This is a genomic window from Bradyrhizobium australafricanum (assembly GCF_020329495.1).
Taxonomy (GTDB): domain Bacteria; phylum Pseudomonadota; class Alphaproteobacteria; order Rhizobiales; family Xanthobacteraceae; genus Bradyrhizobium; species Bradyrhizobium australafricanum.
Map to the genome: position 1 here is coordinate 1 of NZ_JAGKJL010000176.1, position 1,160 is coordinate 1,160.

Annotated in this window: 1 protein-coding gene and 1 pseudogene; both read left to right on the top strand. The window is 62.6% G+C overall.

The window, feature by feature from the left end; translation table 11 throughout:
- Positions 1-374 (top strand): annotated as a pseudogene (locus tag J6525_RS46390) (IS21 family transposase); the annotation flags it as partial.
- A 17-nt stretch (positions 375-391) separates the two neighbouring features.
- On the top strand, positions 392-1,160 hold a 769-nt coding region (gene istB / locus J6525_RS46395; protein ID WP_225649608.1), incomplete at its 3' end, for an IS21-like element helper ATPase IstB.

Here is a 1,160-nt window from a genome sequence, read left to right on the forward strand (position 1 = left end):
GCGGCCATGTCACCGTGAACGAGCACATGCCCAAGGCCCATCAGCGTTATGCCAATATGACGCCGGCGAGCTTGATCAAGATGGCAGCGCGGATCGGCGTCAACACCGCCACTCTGGTCGAGCGGATGATGCGTGAGCGCCCGCATCCCGAGCAGGGTTATCGCTCCGCCATGGGGATCATCGCCCTGGCACGGCGCTACGAGCGCGATCGGCTCGAAGCGGCCTGCGAGCGGGCACTCGTCATCAACGCGATCAGCTACTCCTCGGTGAGCGCGATCCTCAAATCCGGGCTCGACCGCGCGAGCCCTGCTGCCGCACCCGTCAAAGCTACCCCCTCGCACGCCAACATCCGTGGTGGGGGCTATTATCAATGAAGGAAAGGAACATCGCGATGCTGACCCACCCGACCCTCGAGCAGATGCAGGCGCTCGGCCTTGCCGGAATGGCGGCCGCTTACCGGCAACTAGCCGAACAGGACAATGCCGCCGATCTCAGCCGGGATGAGTGGCTCGGCCTGATGCTCGATCGCGAAGCCGCCATGCGTGCCGACCGGCGCCTGACCAATCGGCTGGCCGCAGCCAAGCTGCGCTTCGTCGACGCCTGTATCGAAGACGTCGACTTCGCGTCCCGCCGCGGCCTTGACCGGCGCAACACCCTGCAGCTGGCGCAAGGCGCCTGGCTGAAAGCCCATGAGAACTTCATCATCACCGGCCTGACCGGGACTGGCAAAACCTGGTTGGCATGTGCCTTCGGACGCCAGGCGGCCAGGCTCGATCATTCCGTCCTTTATTTGCGTATGCCGCGCTTGTTCGAAGACCTCGCCATGGCCCGTCTCGATGGTCGCTTCCCGCGCCTCATCGATAAGCTTGCACGTGTCCAGTTGCTCATCCTCGACGATTGGGGCACCCACACCCTCAATGACCAGCAGCGCCTTGATCTCCTCGAAATCTTCGAAGAGCGCTACAGGCGCAAATCGACCTTGATTACCGCTCAGCTGCCCGTTGCCCAATGGCACGACATGATCGGCGAGCCAACCATCGCAGATGCTATCCTCGACCGGATCATCCACAACTCCCACCGTATCGCCCTCGAAGGCGACAGCATGCGAAGGAAAAAAGCCGCGCGCCCCTTGACCGACGTCGAAAACAGCGAAACGAATA